Source organism: Streptomyces sp. NPDC003042 (assembly GCF_053591315.1).
On record NZ_JBSFTP010000028.1, the window covers coordinates 1 to 15,827 of the forward strand.

Here is a 15,827-nt window from a genome sequence, read left to right on the forward strand (position 1 = left end):
TCGGGATCTCGTCCAGGATCTTCACCCGTATAAGCCTCGGGAGCTGTTCGAAACTCCGGCGACCGGGAGGTGCGATGCCGCCTGAGCGGCGCGACCGAGGTCGCGCCCCTCCGGCGTTCCCCGGCCGGCCCCGAAGGCGTCCGCGGTGGTAGGGAAAACCCCACCACGAAGGGTCGACCTGGCCGTGCAGACCCGGACGGGGTCGCGCGGCTGGAATGGACCCATGACCCCTTCCCGTACTGCCCGGTGGACCGCGGGCTGGCTGCTCGCGGCCGCCTGGGCGCTCTCCTTCCCGCTGTTCTCCTCGCTCGGACCGCACCGGCTGTGGGGATGGTGCGCGGCCGCCGGATACCTCGGCGCCGCCGGGGCCACCGCCCTGGGCCGCCGGCGGGCGGCGCTGGGCGCGGCCCTGCTGGGGGCCGTCGCCGTACCGCTCCTGTACCTCGTCCTGACCGGCAGGGGCCAGTCCGAGGTGAGCGTGATCGAACGCTCCGCGCGGCTGCTGCTGGAGTCCGGGCGCCTCTACGTCGACCAGCCCGCCGGGGTCGAGGAGTACACCCCGTACCTCCCGGGCATGGCGCTCCTCGGCATCCCGCGCGCCCTGCTGGGCGGCGGAGACGGCGGAGGCGACGGCTGGGCGGTGCGGCTGCTGGGCGACGCCCGGATCTGGTGCGCGGCGGTCCTCTTCGGCGGCATGTGGGCCGGGCGCCGGCTGCTCGGCGGCGCCCGCTCACCGCTGCTGCCCGTGCTGGTGGCCTCGCCGGTGGTGGCGCTCCCGCTGGCGGTGAGCGGGGTGGATCTGCCGCTGGCGGGGCTGTGCTGCCTGGCGCTCGCGGCGGCCGGTTCGGGGCGGCCGGTGGCGGCCGGGCTGGTACTGGCCGCGGCGTGCGCCCTCAAGTGGACCGCGCTGCCCGCGGTGGCGGTGGCGGTCGCCCTGCTGGGAGCGGCGCTGGGGGCGCGGGCGGCGGTGCGCTGCGCGGTGGTGGCGGCGCTGGGCACGACCGTGCTGGTGCTGCCGAGCGCGCTGCTCCAGCCCGCCGAGCTGTGGCGTCAGGTGTTCGCCTTCCCCACGGGGCGGGCGGAGGTGCCGACCCCGGCGAGCAGCCCCCTGCCGGGGCACCTGTTGGCAGAGCTGGGGCCATGGGGCTGGTACCTGACGGTTGGTCTGCTCGCGCTGGGGGGCCTCGTGGTGGCGCTCTCGCTGGTGATCCGCCCGCCACGCACCGTGGTGGCCGCCGCCGACCGCCTCGCGATCGGCCTCACCCTGGCCTTCCTGCTCGCTCCGGCCGGCCGCTTCGGCTACCTCGCCCTGCCGGTCCTGCTCGTGGCCTGGGCCCGCTCCACGACCACCCCCGGTGTCTCCCGCGTCGTGGCCCGGTCGCGGACCCTGGATCCCCGCCCGGCGGGGGCCTTGTAGCCTACGGCGCGCACTCAAGCATGAGGTCTGCTAGGGGCGTTCGGTGCCGCGGAGGTGGGCGAGGACGGCCAGGACGCGGCGGTTGCCCTCGGTGGGATCCAGGTCCAGCTTCGTGAATATGCTGCTCGCGTGTTTGACCACGGAGGCCTCCGTGATGAACAGCCGCCCCGCCAAAGCCTGGTTGTTGAGGCCCTCGGCCATCAGGGCGAGCACCTCGCGCTCGCGCGGGGTGAGGCGGGCCAGTGGCTGGTCCCCCGACCGGGGGCTCAGTAGGACCCGCACCACCTCGGGGTCGATGACCGTCCGGCCCTCGTGGACCCGCTGGAGGGCGTCGAGGAACTCGGTGACCTCGCCGACCCGGTCCTTGAGCAGGTAGCCCAGACCGGCTGCCGAAGCTCCGGTGAACAGCTGGGTCGCGTACGCGGTGGCCACGTACTGCGAGAGCACGAGTACCGGCAACGAGGCGTCCCGGGAACGCAGTTCGAGCGCGGCCCGCAGCCCCTCGTTCCGAAATTCCGGCGGCATCCGTACGTCGGTGACGACCACGTCCGGCCGCTCCGCCTCCACCGCCGCCAGCAGTCCGGGGGCGTCGCCGACGGCGGCGAGGACGCGGTGGCCGCCGCGGGCCAGCAGTTCCGTCAGCCCGGCCCGCAGGAGGACGGAGTCCTCGGCGAGGATCACCCGGAGCACGGCACCTCCACCCGCAGCCGCGTCGGTCCGCCCACCGGACTGGACACCACCAGCCTCCCTCGCAGCATCGCCACCCTGTCCGCGAGACCCGCCAGACCCGCTCCCGCGCCGGGATCGGCCCCGCCGCGGCCGTCGTCGGTGACGGTGAGCGCGAGCCGGCCGCCCTCGACCCTACCGGTGACGCCGACGTGCGAGGCGCCGCTGTGCTTCGCCGCGTTGGCCAAGGCCTCGGTGACGGTGAAGTAGGCGGTGATCTCCACCGCTTCGGGCAGCCGGGGCAGGTCCAGGTCCACCGTGACCGGCACGGGATGGCGCAGCGCCACCTCGGCGACGGCCGCCGCGAGGCCGTGGTCGGTCAGCACCTGCGGGTGGATTCCCCGTACGAGGTCCCGCAGTTGCTCCAGGGCCTTCTTCGCCTCGCCGCGTCCCCGGCTCACCAGCGCGGGCGCGTCGCCCGCCACCCCGGACCTGCGCAGCTCCATCTCGGCAAGCCCCAGGGTCATGCTGAGCGCGACCAGCTGCTGCTGCGCACCGTCGTGCAAGTCCCGTTCGATGCGTCGGCGTTCGGCCTCGAAGGCGTCCACCAGCCGGACCCGCGACCGGGTCAGCTCCAGCACCCGGTCGTCCTCCTCGCGCGGTCCGAGCAGCAGCCGGGCGGCCTTCACCTGCGCCCCGGCGATCAGAGCGCCCGCGTACGCCGTCACCACCAGCCCAGCCAGGCCTGCGGCCGTCCCTGCCAAGGCCTCCCACGGGCCGGAGACCGCTCGCCCGGGGATCAGCATCACGCTGTCCGGCGCGATGGCCCAGACGATGACGGGGGTCGACACGAGGATCAGCGAGAACGCCAGCATCGCGAGGACCCCGAACCCGGCCGCGCCGAAGACCGGCCCGAGCAGGGCGGCGTACCCGAACTCCCGCCAAGTGGCCCGCTCCCGCAGCCGTGTCCGCAGCCAGGCCGCCGCGCCGGCCCCCGCGAGCGAGGTGTGCGGATCGCCGATCCGCACCGGTTCGACCCACCTCAGCCGCCGCCGCTCCAGCTCCCCGAGCGGCACCCCGCCGGCCACGGCCGCGAGCAGCAGTACCAGCCCGATCCCGACCACGGACAACAGCACCCCGAGCCCGACGAGCAGCGCCAGCGCGACGAGTACCGCGTACCCGATCACGAACCCGCTCCCGAGATACGCCCAGCACCGCCAGGGCCACCACGACCACAGGAACCGCACGGGCCCGCGCAGCGCGCCCCACACGGCAGCGGGCGGCTCGGTCGGCGGTCGCACCCCGGGGGCGTCGGCCACGAGCGGGTTCACATGAGTCTCCTCGTCGTACCGGACGGCACGGTGCGCGCGCCGGGTACCAGCGTACGTATCCGGCTACGCGCCGGACCTGCCGTGGCGGAGCGGGCCACGATCTCGGCCTGATGATCACCGGACCGCTCCTCTCGATCAGCTGACCGGCCAGGCCCTTAGGATTTGGACATGAACCAGACAGGCCCCAAAGCGGAACTCGGCGACTTCCTGCGCTCCCGCCGCGCGCGGATCCGCCCCGAGGACGCGGGCCTGGTCTCCTTCGGTGGCCGCCGCCGGGTGCCGGGTCTGCGCCGTGAGGAGCTGGCCCAGCTCGCCGGGGTCAGCGTGGACTACTACACCCGTTTCGAACAGGGGCGTGCCGAGAACGTCTCCCCGGCCGTCCTGGGCGCCGTGGCCACCGCGCTGCGTCTGGGCGAGGCCGAGACCGCCCACCTGACCCGCCTGGTACGCAACGCCGGGCGCGCGGGCTCCGGCGCGGCGGCCGGGAGCCGCTCCGACGACGTGCAGGAGGTCCGTCCGGGACTGCGCAGGCTGCTGGAGTCGATGCCCGACACCCCGGCCTTCGTCCTGGGCCGCCGCACGGACATCCTCGCCTGGAACCCGCTCTTCGCGGCGCTCGTGACCGACTTCGCCGCCCTGCCGCCGGAGCGGCGCAACAAGGCCTGGCTGGTCTTCCTGCACCCCGAGGTGCGCGGCCGGTTCGTCAACTGGGAGACCAAGGCCCGGGACCTGGTCGCCTACCTCCGGTACGACCTCGCACGCCACCCGAACGACATCCGCTTCGCCGCCCTGATCGAGGAACTGACCGAGCGCAGCCCGGAGTTCGGTCCGCTGTGGCGGGCCCAGGAGGTGGCCGAGAAGGCCCACGGCGGCTACCACCTGCGCCACCCGCTGACCGGCGACATCACCCTCGCCTACGAGAGCCTCGGCCTGCCGGCCGATCCGGACCAGACCCTGATCACCTACACGGCGGCAGCCGGCTCGCCCTCCGAGGCCGCGCTGCGGATCCTGGCCACGGCCGCCACGGCCGCCACGGCCGCGTCCTCGACCGCCGCGTCCACCGGCGGCACGGATCAGCCCTCGGCGCGCAGCGACAGCCGCGCGTAGGACGGGATCAGCACCCCCCGGGCGGGGCTCCGGCCGGTGATGCCCAGCTCGGGGAAGGCGCGCAGCGCCCCGACCACCGCCCGGATCTCGGCCGTGGCCAGCGGCATCCCCAGGCAGAAGTGCGGGCCCGCCCCGAACCACAGCCGCCGAAGCTCCTGCGTCCCGGCGGGGTCGCGCTCCGGCGCGAAGGGCCCGTACGGCCCGTAGGCCCCCGTGCACAGCAGCGTGGCGATCACCACCCGGTCCCCGGCCTCGACCCGGACTCCGCCGATCCGCCCCGCCTCGGCGGCGCCGCGCAGCATCACGGGTGTCGGCGAGGTGACGCGCAGCGCCTCCTCCACCAGCGCGTCGGTGATCCGGTCCGGGCCCCGGCCGGTGTCGTGGGCCAGCGCGACCAGCCGGGGCACGAAGGAGGCCAGGGTCTCCGTCCCGGTCAGCAGTAGTACCCCGACCGCGCCCCGCGCTTCGGCCTCGTCCAGGCCCAAGGCCCGCAGCCGGCCCGGTACGGTCGACTCGTCCCCGGTCCGGTACGCGGCCACCGCGGCGTCGCTCAGCCGGGTCAAGGCCGCCCTGGAGCGGGCCGCCTGACGAGCGGTCAGTGACGTGCGCCACAGCCGTACGGAGGCCAGTACCGCCGACGCCTCGGCGAAGTCGGGCGCCGCCGTCGGGGGCAGTCCGGCCAGTTCGCGGATCACGGCCGCGGCCCCGTCCCGGACGACCGGGACCAGGTCCACCTCCTCACCCGCCGTCAGGCGCCGCTCCAGTTCGCCGAGCGGAACGCGCAGCACGCGCTCGCAGACCGCCGCCACGTGGCCCGGCGTGAACAGTCCGGCGAGGCGTCGGCGCAGCTCCGCGTGGTCGGCGCCCTCCATGTTGATCAGCACGCGCGGACCGAGGACCGGCGTCCAGAGCCCGGCCGCCGCGCCCGGCGCCGTCTTCGGGTATCCCCGGGTGTCGAGGAGCACCTCCCTGGCCAGCCGGGCATCGCTCACCACCACACCGACGCGCGGCACCCGTACCGCCGGGCCGTGCGCCGCGACGGCACGCAGCAGCCGGTAGACGACCGGATGCGCGGCCGTCTGCACGCGCCGCTCCCAGCGCTCCCACTGCTCCATCCGGGCAGGGTAGTGCCGACGTGGCCTGAAGTGACCCCCCGAACAAGGATCTTGACCTGTCTGCCGCGTGTCGAAGCGGCGCCTTGATCGTTTCTTCAGGCGTAACCCTCATATCGGCTGCCGAATCGGAGGACCGCGGTGACGGCTTGGCACTACTTCGCCGGGGCGGGTCTGGTGGCGGCGCTCTGCCCGCTGCACGGCCATGTGGCCGTCGCGGGTGACGGAGAAGGCCGCGGGGCCCGGGTGGACGTGTGCGTACCGGGCGGGCAGCCCAAGCGGCCCGCGCCCCGGCCTCCCGCCGCCCGCCCGCCCGTTGCCCGGCCTCCCGCCGCCGAGCGGCCCGGGACGGCGCCGCCCACGCCGTCCCCCTCCCTGCGGATCACCGTGTCCGGCGCCGGACGGCCCACCGCGCACCACCCCGGGCGGGCACCCGGCCTCCCGGGGCTCCCCGAGCCCGCCGCCCCCGCTCCGGCCGACGATCCGAAGCCGCCGCAGGCTGCGCCGGACGCCGTGCCCGATCCGGAGCCGGCACCCGCCGAAGCTTCCGCCCCGCCCCCGCGCGGGGCGGCCGCCGCGCGCGCGAGCGCCTTCCACGTGCGCCCGTACCGCTCGGCAGCCCTGGCGCGGCGGGGCCCGGACGGCATGAGCACCATGATGCTCATGGTGGTCGTCACCACCCCGGCCGTTCTCGCCGCCGCCGCGCTGCGCCCCCGCTCCAAGGGTCGCGGCTAGCCGCGGCCAGGGGTGTTCCACCCGCAGCGGACCCACCCGCGGACCCACCGCTCACCGACCCACGAACGGGAGATCTCTCGTGTCCGAATGGCTGGTCCTGGCCATCGCCATGGCGCTCGTCTGCGCCCTCGTCCTCACCATCACCGCGATCCGGCACCGCCGGGTCGCGGACGACGAGGACACCAGCGAAACCCCCGACGTCATCGAGTACATGACGATGATGGTCGGCGTGGTGTACGCGATCGTCCTGGGCCTGGCCATCGCGGGAGTCTGGGAGGCGCGCAGCGCCGCCGAGGACAGCGTGCGCCGCGAGGCGCAGTCCCTGTACGAGGTCACCCAGCGCGCCGACGTCTACCCGGCTCCCGTCCGCGACCGGATCCGGGGCGAGGTGGACGCGTACGTCTCCCACACCGTCAGCGTGGACTGGCCGCGCCTGACCTCGGGCGAGGCCGCCTCCACCGAGGGCGGGCAGCTGCTCGGCAAGCTGCGCAGCGACGTCACCCACCAGAGCCCCGCCACCGAACTCCAGGCGCAGGCCTACCAGCCGCTGCTCGACCACATCGCGGCCGCCGACGACGCCCGGCACTCCCGTACCCAGAGTTCCGAGACGACCCTGCCGGGGGTGGTCTGGTTCGGCCTGATGGTCGGCGGAGTGGTCACGATCGGCCTGATCTTCACCCTGCAGATCCGCCGCTCCGGCCGCGAGCTGCTGCTGGCGGGGCTGTTCAGTGCGCTGATCGTGTTCCTGCTGTTCATGGTGTGGAGCTTCGACGCGCCGTACGGCCGGGACGGCAAGGACTCCGCCGGACCGTTCGAGGACCTGTTCCCGACGGTGTCGGTGACGGCCTCGCGCTGAGCCGCGGGGCGGGCGGGCCCGGTCAGCTCGCGGCTGTCAGGGCCGCCTGCCGGCGGGCCGCCGCGACCACCGGCGAATGCCGCAGGGCGTGGGAGATCCGTACGAGATCACGCGGCCCGTCGGCCAGGACGAGCACCCGCTCCCCGTCGCCGTCCTCGCCGCCGCGCGCCCCCTCGGGGTCGATCGCGCTCGCCCGTACGGCGGCCGCCACCATGGCCGCGTCGGCGACCGCGCGGGCCGTCGTCTCGTCGGCGCCGCCCGCGCGGGCCCGCTCGTAGGCGCGGTCCCGGTGGGTGCGGTCGAAGCAGGGCCCGAGCCGCAGGAACCCGTCGTGGATGTCCGACTCGCGCTGGATCACCCGGATCTCGGCCGGCGACCACCAGGACATCCGCACGCACGGGCTGCCGCTGGGCGCGGTGCTCTGCACCTCGTGCCACAGCGCGCCGAGCCGCCGGTACGTCGTCCAGGTGCGCCAGCTGTCCGAGAGTCGCTGACACACCAAGGGCAGTACGAAGCCCACCGCGCTGACCAGGGCGCCGGCCGCGGCCAGCGGCGGGGCGACGTAGGTGCTCAGGTGGTCGAGGTCGTGGCCGGCCCAACGGGCGGTGACCGCGGTGAACTTGGCGGCGTCGTAGGTGAGGCTGAAGGCGTAGCCCGACACGATGATGACCAGACCGGTCCGCAGCCAGCCGCGCACCTGCAGGGACCAGCGCCAGCACATCGCGACCATGGTCACGGCGGCCACGTTGTGCGCCATCAGGTAGAAGGCGATCATCAGCCGGATGTACGGGGTGTTGGCGTAGTACGTGTCGAAGTCGCGCAGCCGCTCGACCGGCGCGTCACCGAGGACGAACAGCACGGGGATCACCGCGATGACGACGGAGTAGCCCGCGATCCAGCGCCGTGAGGTGCGCCGGGTCTCCTTCGGCGGCCCCCCGCGCCAGTTGAACACCAGCACCAGGCAGGAGGCGCTGAAGGCGGTCATCAGGCAGTAGACCAGCGGGGCGGAGACGTTGGCGACGCCGGTCCAGCGGTTGACGGCCTCGATGGTGGGCGGGGCGGCGAAGGTGAACACCGATCCGGCGAGGATCAGCAGGACACAGACCGACCGCAGCAGCGGATCGCGCCAGTCGGTGCGCAGGGCGGGCAGCTTGAAGAGGAGCGCGATCGCCATCGCGGCTGCCGGGATGTAGTAGTCCTGTCCTTTCAACGGTCGTTCCTGTGCCCCCGGTAGCCGAGCGAGGTCTCGATCCGACCCGCCAGTTCGTCGCGCTGCGCCGGGGCCCGGTGACCGGAGGATCCGGCCAGCCAGGTGCGGCACTTGCTGCCCAGTAGTAAGCCGAAGGTCTCGGCCTCCGTCTCCTCCTGGACGTCGGCGCGCGTACGTGCGGCGACCCGGCGGAGGGTCTCGCCGATGTCGGCCTCGTCGCTCAGCAGCCGGGCGGCGACGGCGGCGCCGTCGACGTGGTGACTGCAGTGGCCGGCCTTCATGTGCCACAGCTCGTGGCCGAGGATCACCAACTGGTGGTCTGGCGCCGTGCGTTCCTCGATGACCACCAGATCTCGGTCCGCCATGTCGAGCCACAGGCCGCTGGCCGTTCCCTGCGGGAACGAGGCCATCCGGAACTCCACCGGGCGGCCGCGGTGCCTGCTCATGCCCTCGCAGAGGGCGGCGTAGAGTTCCACGGGTTCCACGGGGGCGGTCAGCCTGATGCCGGCCACGAGCTCCCCGCACAACCGCCGCTGCGCTCTGCCTATGCTCACCGTTCTCCCCGTCGGCGCGGATCCGGATCAGGACTCAAGGATTCAGATCCAGACTTTCGACTGGGTCATGATTCGTTCGGTTTGACGCTTTCGAGAAGCATGTCCAGCCATTCGGTCACCTTGTCCCGGTGCTTGTCGCTGGGCAGTTGGGCGGCGCGCCAGGCGATGCCGCGTACACCGTGGTTCTGCAGGAGTCTTGCCAGCGGATCGCCCGCCGAAGCCGCTTCCGCCGGTACGGTTTGCCGCTCGCGCCCCGCGAAGTCCTGGAGCAGCTGCTGCTCGGTGCGCTGGAGCGCGTCCGTGAGGGCGTCGGCGTCGTGGGCGGTGAGGAAGCCGGCGTGGACCCCGAAGAAGCGCTGGATCGCGTCACAGTGCTCCATGGTGGGGCGTCGGTCGCCGTTGATCAGTGCTCCGGCCTGCTGGCGCGACATCCCGGCGCCGTCGGCGATCTCCTGCTGCGTGTACCGGCGGCCGTTGGGTTTGACCCGGGTCCTGCGGAGCAGGTCGAGGCGCTGGAGGAAGCGTGCCTGGAGGTCGGGTTCACCGGCCCGCCGACCGTCGAGCAGGGTCCTGACCACGTCCGTGGGAACTCCGGAGGCCTCCGAGAGCCGTCGCAGGTCGAAGACCTGGCTCGGGTCGCGGCCCATTTTGTTCGCGAGTTCGGCGACCCGCGTGACGGTCGCTGCCAGGGGCGCGTTGGCCACCGCGACGGGAGCCGGGAAGCCGTCTGTCACCAGTGGTTCTCCTAGATCGCGCGAGGTCAGTGGGCACGTGGTCGGCCTCAGGGAATCTATCCGGTCTGCCTCGGGAGAGCCAGAACTTGCCACAGCTGTGGCGGGAATAAGCTGTCGCTCGGCCGGAATTGCCACAATAGTTGACACTCGAATGAAGTCGGTAGCAGGATCGCCACACGAAAAGAAGATCAGACCGTGAGGAGGGGGAGCTCTCGGTGCCACATCTCGCAGCGGTGGGCCCATCCGTTGGCCTCGTCCGAGCCGGTGAGGAGCGCCTGGCGGGCGAGGAGTCCGCCCGTGGCGCAGTGCGGTCGGAACGACGCAAGGAGATTTTGCGCCAGCGCCGCGAGGAACTGGGACTGAGCCAGGAAGACCTCGCGTCGCGACTGCGCATCAGCGTGCGCGCGTACGGAAATTGGGAGCGCGGGCTCGTCAAGGAGTGGACCGACCGCAAACTCCTCGCCCTGGCCGAGGCGCTGGAGATGAGCGAGCGGCAGTGCTTCTGGCTCTTCAGAGTCATGGTCGACAGGGACCCGCCGCCCACGTGGCGTGCGGCAGAGGAGAACCGGCTGCCCCAGGACCCCGCCCAGCGCGACTACCTGTGTGACTACGCGGCCTTGATGGAAGCCGTGCCCTACCCGAGCTTCCTGGTGGACCACCGATGGGACGTGGCCCTCACCAACTCGGCGTTCGACCGGCTCTTCCAGTCGGTTCGCCCGCACCCGACGGCCCTGCCGGACGACAACTTCCTGCGCTTCGTGCTGTTCCACCCGGACGCCGCGGCCGTGCTGGAGGACCACGAACCGGCCTGGTGCGTGCCGCTGCTGGCCCAGTTCGCGACCGCGCTGGCCGCTGCCCCGGACGACGAGGGGCTGCGGAGCATCCGCCAGGAGGTGGCCCGCGACCCGTTCATGGAGGCGGCCTACCGGTACGGAGTGCCGCACTGGCTGAGCACCCACGGGGAACTGGCCGCCGAGCAGGACGGAGCGGTGCGCACGGTACGCCACCCCGATCCGGGCTGGGGCGTCATGCGGTGCCGCATGGTGGCCGAATCCAGTCGCATGCTGGAGGGGATGGGACTTAACCGGATCACCCTCGTACTGTCGGCGCCGCAGGGTGTGCCGTCGGGTCCCGTGCGCGGGGGCGTCGCGGGCAACGCGCAGCAGCAGGGGGCGCGACTGCGCGCCGTGCCGTCGCTGGGGGACTGAGCGGGCGGGGGACACTGGAGCCCGCAAGGGTGCGCGCCGCGGTGGAAGCACGGCGGGCGCATGCCACGGTCGGTGACACCGGCCGTGGCGTCGGCGGCTGCGGGCGCGGCGCCGGTCGTGACGGCGAAGGGCGGTAAGAGGCGTGCGGTTGACCATCCTCGGCGGGGGCGGATTTCGCGTACCGCTCGTCTACGGAGCACTCCTCGGGGACCACGCCGAGGGTCGGGTGTCGCATGTGACGCTGTACGACGAGGATCCCGGCCGGCTCACCGCCATGGCCCGGGTGCTCGCGGACCAGGCCGCTGCCGCCGGGGTGCCGGACGCCCCGGCCGTCACGGCCACGGGGGACTTGGACGAGGCCCTGCGCGGAGCCGACTTCGTCTTCTCCGCCATCCGCGTCGGCGGGCTGGAGGGCCGGGCCGCGGACGAGCGGATCGCCCTGGCCGAGGGAGTGCTGGGCCAGGAGACGGTCGGCGCGGGGGGCATCGCGTACGGCCTGCGGACCGTGCCCGTGGTCCGTGAGCTCGCACGCAGGATCGCGCGCGGTGCTCCTGAGGCCTGGGTCATCAACTTCACCAACCCGGCCGGGGTGGTCACCGAGGCGATGGCCGAGGAACTCGGCGACCGGGTCATCGGCATCTGCGACTCGCCGGTGGGGCTGGGCCGTCGTGTGGCGCGGCTGCTGGGCGCCGGTCCGCAGGAGGCCTGGATCGACTACGTCGGCCTCAACCACCTGGGCTGGGTGCGCGGCCTGCGCATCGCCGGCCGCGACGAACTGCCGCGCCTGCTGGCCGACACCGAGGCGCTGGAGTCCTTCGAGGAGGGCCGGCTGTTCGGGGCGGAGTGGCTGCGCTCGCTGGGAGCGATCCCGAACGAGTACCTGCACTATTACTACTTCAACCGTGACACTGTACGGGCCTATCAGGAGGCCAAGCAGACGCGCGGCGCGTTCCTGCGCGACCAGCAGCGCGGCTTCTACGCCGAGGCCGGCCGGCCCGGGCAGTCCGCCGGGGCGGCGCTGGCCGCCTGGGACCGGACCCGGGCCGAGCGCGAGGCCACGTACATGGCCGAGAACCGCGAGGCGGCGGGCGTCGGCGGGCGCGAGGACAGCGACCTGGAGTCCGGCGGGTACGAGAAGGTCGCGCTGGCCCTGATGCGGGCCATCGCCCGGGACGAGCGGGCCACGCTGATCCTCAACGTCCGCAACCGCGGCACGCTGACGGTGCTCGACGCGGAGGCGGTGATCGAGGTGCCCTGCCTGGTCGACGCGAACGGCGCCCACCCGGTGTCCGTGGCCCCGTTGCCGCTGCACGCGGTGGGCCTGGTGACGTCGGTGAAGGCGGTGGAGCGGGAAGTCCTCGCCGCCGCGGCGAGCGGGTCGCGGGCGGACGCCGTGAAGGCGTTCGCGCTGCACCCGCTGGTGGACTCGGTGGGGGTGGCCCGGCGCCTGCTGGACGGGTACGCGGCGGAGCACCCCGGCCTGGCCTACCTGCGCTGACGCGCCCGCGCGGCCCAGCGGCGGGCCCGCGCGGCGGCCCCCGTACCGGCCCCGCGTGCGGTCCCTCGTACGGCCCCGTGCCGCATGCGGTGGGGCAGGGACGCTGTGAGAGTGCGAGATGTGACCACTGCCCCCGCTGACGCCCCCGCCGCACCGTATGCGGCGCCTCCCGTGCTCGACCGGCGGCGGCGCAATGTCATCTTCGGCACCATCATGCTGGGCGTGCTGCTGGCCGCACTCGACCAGACGATCGTGGGCACCGCCCTGCCCACGATCGTGGCCGATCTCGGCGGCGCGGCCCACATGTCGTGGGTCGTCACCGCCTACCTCCTCACGGAGACCGTCGCGACGGTGCTGGTCGGCAAGTTCGGCGACCTCTTCGGCCGGAAGGTCGTCTTCCAGATCTCCGCCGTCGTGTTCATCACCGGCTCGTTCCTGTGCGGCCTCGCGGGCAACATGACGCTGCTCATCCTGTGGCGGGGTGTGCAGGGCATCGGCGCGGGCGGGCTGATGGTCACTTCCATGGCGCTGATCGCCGACGTGGTGCCGCTGCGCGAGCGCGGCAAGTACCAGGGCGCCATCGGCGCCGTCTTCGGTGTCGCGACGGTCATCGGGCCGCTGCTCGGCGGGCTGTTCACCGACCACCTCAGCTGGCGCTGGGCCTTCTACGTCAATGTCCCGATCGCGATCCTGGTCGTCGTGGCGGCAGCCCGCACGATCCCCTCGGTACGGGCCGCCGGACGGCCCGCCATCGACTACCTCGGCATCGCGCTGGTCGCGCTGGGCGCCGGCGCGCTCATCCTCGCCACGAGCTGGGGCGGGAACGAGTACGCCTGGACCTCCTGGGTCATCGTCACGCTGTTCGCGGTCGGCGTCCTGGCCCTGGCGCTGTTCTGCGTGGTGGAGACCCGGGCCGCCGAACCGATGCTGCCGATGCGGCTGTTCCGCAATCCCGTCTTCACGGTGTGCTCGGTGCTCAGCTTCGTCGTCGGCTTCGCCATGCTCGGCGCGATGACCTTCCTGCCGAGCTACTTGCAGTACGTGGACGGGGATTCGGCCACGGTGTCGGGCGTACGGACGCTGCCGCTGGTCATCGGCCTGCTGATCGCCTCCGTCTTCAGCGGCAACGTCACGAGCAGGACGGGCCGTTACCGGATCTTCCCGATCGTGGGCTGCGCGGTGATGGGCGTCGGGCTCTACCTGCTGTCGCGGATGGGGCCGCAGACCGGCGCTTGGCTCGAATCGCTGTACATGTTCGTGCTGGGTGTCGGTATCGGCCTGTGCATGCAGGTGTTGACGATCGCGGTCCAGAACACGGTGGACTATGCCGACCTTGGCACTGCAACGTCAGGTGTCACCTTCTTCCGTACGCTCGGCAGTTCCTTCGGCACCGCCGTCTTCGGCACGATCTACGCCAACAGCCTGACACCCGCGCTGACGAGCGGAGTCGAGGAAGCGGCGCGGGTGACCGGAGACGACCCGGCGCGGCTGGGCGACATCGCGCAGAGCCCGCAGGGGCTGCACGATCTCGACCCGGCGGCGGCCGGTCCGATCATCGACGCGTACGCCGAGGCCCTGCACACGGTGTTCCTGTGGACCGTCCCGGTGGCCGTGATCGGCTTGGTCGTCGCGTTCTCCCTCAAGGAGGTCAAACTGCGCGACAGCGCCCGGGCGGGCTCGACGGACATGGGCGACGGCTTCGCCTCACCGGTCACCTCCTCGGGGGACTCCGCCAAACTGCTGGAGCTGGCGGTGGGCAAGCTCGTACGGAACATGGGCCCGCAGACCGCCCGCGAGATCGTCAACGCCTCCGACACCCGGCTGGACATGGCGGCCGCGTGGGCGGTCATGCAGGTGCACCTGATGACCCGGACCGTCGGCTACGCCAGCCTCGGCCTGATCGCCGGGCGCCGCTCACTGCCGCCGGAGGTGCTGGTCCCGGTCTTCGACCGGATGGTGGAGGAGGGCTTCCTGAGCCACGAGGACAGCTTCTTCGCCCTCACGGAGGCCGGAGAGCGGGAAGCCGACGTCATCTCGGCCGCCTGGTCGCGCTGGCTCGGCGACCAGTTGGAGAAGGACCGGGGCCGGCCGCGGAGCGCCGAACTGAGGGTGGCGGCGGACGCGATCGCCAAGCGGCTGCTGGCGGAGGACCTGAGCGAGGGCAACTTCGCGCCGCGGGGCCCGGCCCGGGCCTCAGCCGCTGGTTGAGGGGGGCGTGGACGTGGGCGTGGTCGTGGGTGCCGGCGTGGCCGTGGCCGCCGCCGTAGTCGTCGGGTAGTCGTACGAGGGCACGTGCGGCAGCATCGTGAGCCCCGGACGCCAGGTGCGCAGGACCGCCGCCGAGGGGGCGTAGAGCGCCTCGGGGATCTCGGCCGGGCTGAACCACTCCCAGCGGACGATCTTGTGGGGCTCGGTCACGACAGGTGTGCCCTCGACGGAGCGGGCGACGGCGGCGGCCGTCAGCCGGGTGACGTCCGACTTGCCCTCGATCTGAACGGCCAGCACCTCGATGCCCTCGGGGGCGGCCCGCAGCCGCGTTTCCTCGGCGAGCTCCCGGGCGGCGGCCTGCTCGAAGCCCTCGCCCGGGTCGACCTTTCCGCCGGGCAGTTCCCAGCGGCCGTCGTGGGCCTGGCCGAGCAGCACCCGGCCGTCGTGGCCGACCACGACCAGGCCCACGCCGACGACGGCGTTGGGCTGCGGGACGGCCCGCTGGGGGCGCTCGGGGCTGTCGGGCTCCGGCTGTTCGATGCGGTCGCTCGGGGTGGTCATGCGCGCTCTCCTGCTTCCGGTCGGGGGGTGGGCTTGGCCCGTACGTGGATGCGTTCGCCCTGGGGGCCGAACAGGCTGAGGATCTGGGCCGCCTGCGGTCCCGCGTTGAAGAAGGCGTGCGGGACGTGCGTGTCGAACTCGGCGGCCTCGCCGGGGCCGAGCACCAGGTCGTGCTCGCCCAGCAGCAGTCGTATCCGCCCGGACAGCACGTACAGCCATTCGTAGCCCTCGTGCACGCCCAGTTCGGGCTCTGTCGGCGGCCCTTCCTGCGGCGGGATGATCATCTTGAAGGCCTGCAACCCGCCCAGGCTGCGGGTGAGCGGGATGTACGTGCTGCCGTGGCGGACGAAGGGGCGCGGGCGAATCCGCGGATCCCCTGTCTCGGGGGCGCCGACGAGTTCGTCCAGCGCCACCCGGTGCGCCTTGGCCAGCGGAAGCAGCAGCTCCAGGGTGGGGCGGCGCTGTCCGGACTCCAGCCGGGACAGGGTGGAGACCGAGATGCCCGTGGTCTCGCTGAGCTGCGCCAGCGTCATGCCGCGTTGTCGCCGCAGCGCGCGCAGCCGGGGGCCCACCGCGGTGAGCACCCCGGCGAGGTCCGCGTCGGATTCCTCTTCGTCGCTAGCCATGGCT

General features: G+C 73.1%; 15 protein-coding genes. 7 read left to right on the forward strand and 8 right to left on the reverse strand.

The genetic code is table 11. The features are described 5' to 3' along the window. Positions 1 to 223 precede the first annotated feature (223 nt). Positions 224 to 1,417: a glycosyltransferase 87 family protein gene (locus ACWDYJ_RS16330; protein ID WP_451566206.1), complete on the forward strand. Its 1,194-nt coding sequence runs from the start codon at positions 224 to 226 to the stop codon at positions 1,415 to 1,417. A gap of 30 nt (positions 1,418 to 1,447) precedes the next feature. Here ACWDYJ_RS16330 and ACWDYJ_RS16335 read toward each other — a convergent pair whose 3' ends face one another. Together ACWDYJ_RS16335 and ACWDYJ_RS16340 are read right to left on the reverse strand one after the other, a co-directional pair. After that, complete coding sequence (locus ACWDYJ_RS16335; protein ID WP_451566207.1) at positions 1,448 to 2,107, reverse strand: response regulator; 660 nt, start codon at positions 2,105 to 2,107, stop codon at positions 1,448 to 1,450. Beyond that, positions 2,095 to 3,414, reverse strand: coding sequence for a sensor histidine kinase (locus ACWDYJ_RS16340; RefSeq protein WP_451566208.1), 1,320 nt, complete (start codon positions 3,412 to 3,414; stop codon positions 2,095 to 2,097). Before ACWDYJ_RS16340 ends, ACWDYJ_RS16335 begins: the two co-directional genes overlap by 13 nt. Before the next feature lie 168 nt (positions 3,415 to 3,582). On the opposite strand from ACWDYJ_RS16340, the gene ACWDYJ_RS16345 reads away from it, so the two are divergent. Then, entirely contained in the window at positions 3,583 to 4,521 is a 939-nt protein-coding gene (locus ACWDYJ_RS16345) for a helix-turn-helix transcriptional regulator (protein ID WP_451566209.1), read from the forward strand. On the opposite strand, the gene ACWDYJ_RS16350 is transcribed toward ACWDYJ_RS16345, so the two are convergent. Next, positions 4,488 to 5,636, reverse strand: coding sequence for a cytochrome P450 (locus ACWDYJ_RS16350; RefSeq protein WP_451566210.1), 1,149 nt, complete (start codon positions 5,634 to 5,636; stop codon positions 4,488 to 4,490). The two genes, ACWDYJ_RS16345 and ACWDYJ_RS16350, sit on opposite strands and share 34 nt — an antisense overlap. A gap of 138 nt (positions 5,637 to 5,774) precedes the next feature. Between ACWDYJ_RS16350 and ACWDYJ_RS16355 the strand changes: the two genes are divergently transcribed. Both ACWDYJ_RS16355 and ACWDYJ_RS16360 read left to right on the forward strand, forming a co-directional pair. Further along, positions 5,775 to 6,368 (forward strand): hypothetical protein, encoded by a 594-nt coding sequence (locus ACWDYJ_RS16355; protein ID WP_451566211.1) that lies wholly within the window; start codon positions 5,775 to 5,777, stop codon positions 6,366 to 6,368. A 79-nt stretch (positions 6,369 to 6,447) separates the two neighbouring features. Further along, entirely contained in the window at positions 6,448 to 7,224 is a 777-nt protein-coding gene (locus ACWDYJ_RS16360) for a bestrophin-like domain (RefSeq protein ID WP_451566212.1), read from the forward strand. Between the two features lie 22 nt (positions 7,225 to 7,246). On the opposite strand, the gene ACWDYJ_RS16365 is transcribed toward ACWDYJ_RS16360, so the two are convergent. The 3 genes from ACWDYJ_RS16365 to ACWDYJ_RS16375 all read right to left on the reverse strand — a co-directional run bounded on the left by ACWDYJ_RS16365 (position 7,247) and on the right by ACWDYJ_RS16375 (position 9,722). After that, positions 7,247 to 8,434, reverse strand: a complete 1,188-nt coding sequence (locus ACWDYJ_RS16365) for an MAB_1171c family putative transporter (RefSeq protein ID WP_451566213.1) — start codon at positions 8,432 to 8,434, stop codon at positions 7,247 to 7,249. Beyond that, the gene (locus ACWDYJ_RS16370) at positions 8,431 to 8,988 is read right to left on the reverse strand and encodes a toxin-antitoxin system, toxin component (RefSeq protein ID WP_451566214.1); all 558 of its coding nucleotides are present in this window, start codon (positions 8,986 to 8,988) and stop codon (positions 8,431 to 8,433) included. The genes ACWDYJ_RS16365 and ACWDYJ_RS16370 overlap by 4 nt, the downstream gene beginning before the upstream one ends. A 65-nt stretch (positions 8,989 to 9,053) precedes the next feature. Beyond that, positions 9,054 to 9,722, reverse strand: coding sequence for a helix-turn-helix domain-containing protein (locus tag ACWDYJ_RS16375; RefSeq protein ID WP_451566215.1), 669 nt, complete (start codon positions 9,720 to 9,722; stop codon positions 9,054 to 9,056). A 332-nt stretch (positions 9,723 to 10,054) separates the two neighbouring features. On the opposite strand from ACWDYJ_RS16375, the gene ACWDYJ_RS16380 reads away from it, so the two are divergent. The 3 genes from ACWDYJ_RS16380 (at position 10,055) to ACWDYJ_RS16390 (ending at position 14,636) form a co-directional block, all read left to right on the forward strand. Beyond that, positions 10,055 to 10,930: an MmyB family transcriptional regulator gene (locus ACWDYJ_RS16380; protein ID WP_451566216.1), complete on the forward strand. Its 876-nt coding sequence runs from the start codon at positions 10,055 to 10,057 to the stop codon at positions 10,928 to 10,930. Positions 10,931 to 11,072: 142 nt separating this feature from the next. Then, on the forward strand, positions 11,073 to 12,428 hold the full coding sequence (locus ACWDYJ_RS16385) for a 6-phospho-beta-glucosidase (protein ID WP_451566217.1): 1,356 nt from the start codon (positions 11,073 to 11,075) through the stop codon (positions 12,426 to 12,428). 84 nt (positions 12,429 to 12,512) lie between these two features. Continuing rightward, entirely contained in the window at positions 12,513 to 14,636 is a 2,124-nt protein-coding gene (locus tag ACWDYJ_RS16390) for an MDR family MFS transporter (protein ID WP_451566218.1), read from the forward strand. Here ACWDYJ_RS16390 and ACWDYJ_RS16395 read toward each other — a convergent pair. Both ACWDYJ_RS16395 and ACWDYJ_RS16400 read right to left on the reverse strand, forming a co-directional pair. Continuing rightward, on the reverse strand, positions 14,622 to 15,197 hold the full coding sequence (locus tag ACWDYJ_RS16395; protein WP_451566219.1) for a nucleotide triphosphate diphosphatase NUDT15: 576 nt from the start codon (positions 15,195 to 15,197) through the stop codon (positions 14,622 to 14,624). The two genes, ACWDYJ_RS16390 and ACWDYJ_RS16395, sit on opposite strands and share 15 nt — an antisense overlap. Further along, entirely contained in the window at positions 15,194 to 15,823 is a 630-nt protein-coding gene (locus ACWDYJ_RS16400) for a helix-turn-helix domain-containing protein (protein WP_451566220.1), read from the reverse strand. The genes ACWDYJ_RS16395 and ACWDYJ_RS16400 overlap by 4 nt, the downstream gene beginning before the upstream one ends. Between the last annotated feature and the right edge of the window lie 4 nt (positions 15,824 to 15,827).